6 protein-coding genes and 2 pseudogenes are annotated in these 5,911 nt (G+C 63.5%); 3 read left to right on the plus strand and 5 right to left on the minus strand.

Going from position 1 to position 5,911, the window contains the following annotated elements; genetic code table 11:
* Positions 1-279 (minus strand): annotated as a pseudogene (locus EOA60_RS15275) (HisA/HisF-related TIM barrel protein); the annotation flags it as partial.
* On the opposite strand from EOA60_RS15275, the pseudogene EOA60_RS15280 reads away from it, so the two are divergent.
* The 3 genes and pseudogenes from EOA60_RS15280 to coaA all read left to right on the plus strand — a co-directional run.
* Positions 241-555 (plus strand): annotated as a pseudogene (locus EOA60_RS15280) (HisA/HisF-related TIM barrel protein); the annotation flags it as partial. The pseudogenes EOA60_RS15275 and EOA60_RS15280 sit on opposite strands and share 39 nt — an antisense overlap.
* Before the next feature lie 9 nt (positions 556-564).
* Complete coding sequence (locus tag EOA60_RS15285) at positions 565-888, plus strand: phosphoribosyl-ATP diphosphatase (RefSeq protein ID WP_095825516.1); 324 nt, start codon at positions 565-567, stop codon at positions 886-888.
* An 84-nt stretch (positions 889-972) separates the two neighbouring features.
* Positions 973-1,932: a type I pantothenate kinase gene (coaA, locus tag EOA60_RS15290; protein ID WP_067002907.1), complete on the plus strand. Its 960-nt coding sequence runs from the start codon at positions 973-975 to the stop codon at positions 1,930-1,932.
* Between the two features lie 114 nt (positions 1,933-2,046).
* Here the strand turns inward: coaA and EOA60_RS15295 are convergent, their stop codons facing one another.
* The 4 genes from EOA60_RS15295 to EOA60_RS15310 form a co-directional block, all read right to left on the minus strand.
* Complete coding sequence (locus tag EOA60_RS15295; protein WP_095825515.1) at positions 2,047-3,171, minus strand: phosphatase PAP2 family protein; 1,125 nt, start codon at positions 3,169-3,171, stop codon at positions 2,047-2,049.
* Positions 3,172-3,229: 58 nt separating this feature from the next.
* Entirely contained in the window at positions 3,230-3,850 is a 621-nt protein-coding gene (locus tag EOA60_RS15300) for an alpha-ketoglutarate-dependent dioxygenase AlkB (RefSeq protein WP_095825583.1), read from the minus strand.
* A gap of 85 nt (positions 3,851-3,935) precedes the next feature.
* Positions 3,936-4,373, minus strand: a complete 438-nt coding sequence (gene arfB / locus EOA60_RS15305) for an alternative ribosome rescue aminoacyl-tRNA hydrolase ArfB (protein ID WP_095825582.1) — start codon at positions 4,371-4,373, stop codon at positions 3,936-3,938.
* 82 nt (positions 4,374-4,455) lie between these two features.
* On the minus strand, positions 4,456-5,911 hold a 1,456-nt coding region (locus EOA60_RS15310; protein WP_128311558.1), incomplete at its 5' end, for a phosphoenolpyruvate carboxykinase.

The following is a 5,911-nucleotide window of genomic DNA, read 5'->3' on the forward strand; positions in this document are numbered from 1 at the left end:
GCCGGCCTTGGTGCCGTCGCGGTCCATCGAGGTCAGCAGGATCTCGCCGGCGCCGCGATCGACCATCTTCTTGGCGAACTCGACCGCGTCGATGCTGGTCTTCTCGCGCCCGCCATGCGTGAAGATCTCCCAGCGGTCGGCCTCGCCGGCAGCCGATACTTTCTTGGCATCGATGGCGACGACGATGCACTGGTTGCCGAACTTGTCGGCAGCCTCCGCGACGAAATCCGGGTTCTTCACCGCCGCCGTGTTGATCGATACTTTGTCGGCGCCGGCGAGATCCTGCTGACCTCGATGGACCGCGACGGCACCAAGGCCGGCTACGATATCGCGCTGACCCGCGCGATCGCCGATGCCGTGCGTGTGCCGGTCATCGCTTCGGGCGGCGTCGGCACGCTTGATCACATGGTGGAAGGCATCCGCGATGGCCATGCCGGCGCCGTGCTTGCCGCCTCGATCTTTCATTTCGGCACCTACACCATCGCCGAGGCCAAGGCGCATATGGCGGGCGCCGGCCTGCCGATGCGGCTGGACTCGACCGTTCATCGGACTTAATCCACTGCTATGGCTCAATTTTCGCTCGCCGAGCTGGAAACGATAATCCATCAGCGCGCCCATTCCGGCGACCCGGACTCATGGACGGCAAAACTGTTCGCCAAGGGCATGGACAAGGCGGCGCAGAAGCTCGGCGAGGAAGCGGTCGAGGCCGTGATCGCCGCCGTTCGCGGCGACAGGCAGGCCCTCGTTTCGGAAAGCGCCGATCTTCTATATCATTGGCTGGTCGTCCTCGCGATCGCGGGCATTCCGCTGGAGGACGTGGTGAAGGAGCTCGAGGGCCGCACCGGCCGCTCGGGCGTCGCTGAAAAGGCGTCCCGGCCCCGGGGCTGACCGCTAAAGACGGATAGAGCATGATGTCGTCCGAAAACCGCTCCACACTTTTCGGCATCATGCTCTAGGAGGGCAGGAGACTCGATGGACCAGCTTGCTCCGACCGAGAAATACTCCCCCTTTCGTTTCTTCTCGGCCGAGCAATGGTCGCAGTTCCGCGCCGACACGCCGCTCACGCTGACCGAGGACGAGATCGACCGGCTGCGTTCGCTCAACGACCCGGTCGACCTCGAAGAGGTCAAGCGCATTTATCTTTCGCTTTCCCGTCTGCTTTCGGCGCATGTCGAGGCGAGCCAGCTGCTGTTCAGGCAGCGCCAGGCCTTCTTCAACGCGCAGGACGTCGTCAAGACGCCGTTCATCATCGGCATCGCCGGCTCGGTCGCCGTCGGCAAATCGACCACCGCTCGCGTGCTCAAGGAATTGCTGGCGCGCTGGCCGTCGAGCCCGAAGGTCGATCTCATCACCACCGACGGCTTCCTCTTGCCGAACGAGATCCTGCGCCGCAACAATCTGATGGAGCGCAAGGGCTTTCCAGAAAGCTACGACGTCGGCGCCCTGCTCCGCTTCCTTTCCGGCATCAAGTCGGCGCAGCGCGACGTCCGGGCCCCCGTCTACTCGCACCTGACCTACGACGTCATTCCGGGCGAGTTCGTCACCATCGACAGGCCGGACATTTTGATCTTCGAAGGCATCAATGTTTTGCAGCCGGGCAAGCTGCCGAAGGACGGCAAGATCGTGCCGTTCCTGTCGGATTTCTTCGACTTCGCCATCTATATCGATGCCGACGAGAAGCTGATTCACCAGTGGTACACCCAGCGCTTCATGCGACTGCGCGAGACTGCCTTCCGCAACCCGGACTCCTTCTTCCACCGCTATTCGCAGCTGTCGGAGGATGCCGCCCGCGCCATCGCCGAGGGCCTGTGGAGCAACATCAACCTGAAGAATTTGCGCGAGAACATCCTGCCGACCAGGGCGCGCGCCGACCTCATCCTGCGCAAAGGCGCCAACCACCTGGTCGAAGAGGTGGCATTGCGGAAACTCTGATCGAATCCGGCGGACCGGCGCCTAAAGCGCATGGCCCTGGCGTCGATTCAGGCGACGCGCTTTCAAATTAGTCTTTGTTCTTAGTCGGCGGCAGCTTCGACAGGGAGCCGGGTCTCAGCAGACCGTAGCGGCGGCCACGGGACGGTTGACGGCTCCGATCGGCATGTTCGGCACGAGGCGACGGTCCGCCGGGATCAGCTTGCGAGCGACGATGTAAATCACAGACACGACGATGACGGCGACATAGCTGTCTATTGCATAGTGCCATGCCAGATAGACCGAGCTGACAGCAACAAAGGCCACGTAGAGCAGAGCGAAGGCGCCGAGGAGGCGGCTGTATTCGCGAACGAACAATGCATTGAGCATTGCAAGGCCGACGTGAACGCTGGGAAACGCCGAGATACCCGTGGCAAAACCGGTCTGCTTGGCCTCATACAGCGACCATAGATACTGCTGGTAGGCGGCCGCGGAGTTGCTCGACCCAGCCCCGCGGGCCAGGAATGCAAGCTGTTCACCAAACCGCGCCGTGTCTCCCGTGACCGCGCCGTAAAATGCCGGACCCGCCGAGAGGAACAGCGCCGCCAGGATGTTCCCGACCAGGATCCAGACTGCCATAAAGCAGGCGAGATAGCGCGTTCGGGCCGATGCCACCATGGGCGATGTCGCGACGAAGAACAAGCCGACGAAATTCAGCAGAAACCAGAAGACGTTGTAGTTCCATTCTATTATGGCGCGCACCAGATCACTTTCGGCCACGGAGTAGAGCCAGCGCCACGGATCGGCGCCCAAATGGAGGAAAGCGTCGATGTCGGCGTGCAGGACATCGAATTGAAAACCGCCTTGCCAGGCCGACATTCCGTTCTTCACGGACGTGAAATTGCCCTGAAAGATCATGAGCGCCATCAGAAGGCACAATCCCGATAGCGAATATGCCAACCGCCCGGTCGAAAACACTCTTTTCGCAACCAAACGTCGCCGGGAATTGAAGCGATGCATAATGAGAATTGCGTCGGCAAGGATTGCTATTGTGGGCAGTGCGAAGCCGTTGAGGGGAATCCAGGACCCGAAATATATCGAGAACGCGAGGCGGTCGGCGGCGCCAATCGCGTTCAGAAAGATCAGCCCGGCCAAAACATAAATGACGATGGCCAGATAGAGGCCCGAATCCCTGCGAACGAGTTGGGCTGCCTCCGTGACGATTGCCCACAGGCCGCGGAGGACCGAATAGCTTTGCGACATTGCCGAGCCCCACGCTGCAATAGCTGCCCGTCTTTATGAGGAAAACTTCTAGATTTCGTTAGCTTGCGGGCACCGTTACCCGCCGCAGCGTCAGATTGATACGGCCGCCACTCCTCAACAGCGCCGAGGTCGCTGGGTAGATGCGGTCAACGCCGTGGAAACAGAGGCGTCCCTCCCCGCCAAGCACGACGACATCGCCGCTCTTCAGCCTGAACGACTTGGTGCCGCCTTCGCGCGTGGTGTGACCGACCCGAAATAGGCAGTCGTCGCCGAGCGACACCGAAACGACGGGTGCTGCGAAATCCTGCTCGTCGCGGTCCTGGTGCAGGCCCATCTTGGCCTCGCTCGAATAGAAATTGACGAGGCAGGCTTCAGGCGCGTGCGGATAGGCCGACACCTCGCGCCACACTTTTATCAGGGCTTCGGGGATCGGCGGCCAGGGCTCGCCTGTCACCGGGTGCATCGGCTGGTAGCGATAGCCGCGCTCGCGGTCGGTCACCCAACCGAGCGTCCCGCAATTGGTCATGCGCACGCTCATTTCCTTGCCGGTGCGCGGCATGGCCGGCACATAAAGCGGCGCCGCCTGCACGATGCGCCTGATCTCCTCAACCAGCGCTTCCTGCTCCGTGCGCGACAGATAGCCCGGCATATGGCGAACGCCCTTGGGCAGAACGAGCATGGCATTCGATCCGATCAATTCGTCCGAGCATGCCACCGCAGAACGGCTTCGCGACCCGAAAGCGGCCGTCGTCGGATGTCGGCCCCTAGTCGCTTTCAACCCGGCCGCGCAGCTTCTTGACCGTCGAGCGCCCGGCCTTGGTCTTGAGGCGCCGCTCGACGGCGCCCTTCGAAGGCTTCGTCTTCTTGCGCGGCGGCGGCGGCGGCTCGGCCGCCTTGGCGACCAGTGCCGTCAACCTGGCTCGCGCGTCGGCGCGATTCTGTTCCTGAGTGCGGAAGCGCCCGGCCTCGATGACGATGACGCCATCCTTGGTTGCGCGCTGGCCGGCGAGCTTGATGGCGCGCTCCCGCACCCGCTCCGACAGGCCCGGCGCATTGGCGGCGTCGAAGCGCAGCTGGACGGCGGTCGCCACCTTGTTGACGTTCTGGCCGCCCGGCCCGGAAGAGCGGATGAAGTCCTCGTGCAGGTCATCCGGATGGATGACCGCATCACTGGCGATGATGATCGTGTCGTCGGCATTCATGCGCACAGTCATGGCGCGGCGGCGGGAAAAAGAAAAGGCCCGGCCCAAGCCGGGCCCTGGAGGAAGATGTTCGGAGCGGCAGCTATTCCGCCGCCTCCTGCAGGCGCGGTGCCGCGCCGCGGATGGCCGCGTCGACATGTGTTTCGAATTTCTCGAAGTTGGCGGCGAACATGTTGACCAGCTTGGAGGCCTGCCTGTCATAGGCCGCCTTGTCGGCCCAGGTCGAGCGCGGATCGAGAATGGCGCCGTCGACGCCCGGCACCGCCACCGGCACCTCGAAGCCGAAATTGGCATCGGTGCGGAATTCGGCGGCATTGAGCGAGCCGTCGAGCGCCGCGCCGAGCAGGGCGCGCGTCACCTTGATCGGCATGCGACGGCCGGTACCATAGGCGCCGCCGGTCCAGCCGGTGTTGACCAGCCAGCAATCGACGCCGTGGCCGGCGATCAGCTCGCGCAGCAGATTGCCGTATTCTGACGGATGGCGCGGCATGAAGGGCGCGCCGAAGCAGGTCGAGAAGGTCGCCTCGGGCTCAGTTATGCCCTTTTCGGTTCCGGCGACCTTGGCGGTATAGCCTGAAAGGAAGTGATACATCGCCTGCGCCGGCGTCAGCCGGGCGATCGGCGGCATGACGCCGAAGGCGTCGGCCGTCAGCATGATGATGTTCTTCGGATGGCCGGCGCGGCCGGTCCTCGAGGCATTGGGAATGTAGTCCAGCGGATAGGCGCAGCGCGTGTTCTCCGTGAGGCGGCCGTCGTCGAAATCCGGCGCGCGGGCAGCGTCGAGAATCACATTCTCCAGCACCGTGCCGAAGCGCTGCGTGGTGGCGAATATCTCAGGCTCCGCCTCGGCCGACAGCCTGATCGTCTTGGCGTAGCAGCCGCCTTCGAAGTTGAAGATGCCGTGCGGCCCCCAGCCGTGCTCGTCGTCGCCGATCAGTGTGCGCGATGGATCGGCCGACAGTGTCGTCTTGCCTGTGCCGGAAAGGCCGAAGAAGACGGCAGCGTCGCCGGCGGGTCCTTCGTTGGCCGAGCAATGCATCGGCATGACACCTTTTTGCGGCAGCAGGTAGTTCAGCACGGTGAACACCGATTTCTTCATCTCGCCGGCATAGGACGTGCCGCCGATCAGCACGATCTTGCGGGTGAGATCGACCGCGATAACCGTCGCCGCGCGGGTGCCGTGGCGGGCCGGGTCGGCGCGGAAGGACGGCAGGTCGATGATCGTCATCTGCGGCACGAAGCGGTCGAGCTCGGCGGCTTGCGGGCGGATCAGGAGATTGCGGATGAACAGCGAGTGCCAGGCGAATTCCGTCACGACGCGAACCGGCAGCTGGAACTCGGCGTCGGCGCCGCCGACGAGATCCTGCACATAGAGATCCTTGGCCGCAGCATGGGCGCGGAAATCGGCGAGGAGCGTCTCGAACTGCGCCGGCGAGATCGCCTTGTTGTTTTCCCACCAGACATGCGGGGCGGTGCTGTCGTCACGCACGACGAACTTGTCCTTCGGCGAGCGTCCGGTGTGCTGGCCGGTCTCGGCA

The sequence above is a fragment of the Mesorhizobium sp. M1A.F.Ca.IN.020.06.1.1 genome (genome assembly GCF_004023265.1).
Taxonomy (GTDB): domain Bacteria; phylum Pseudomonadota; class Alphaproteobacteria; order Rhizobiales; family Rhizobiaceae; genus Mesorhizobium.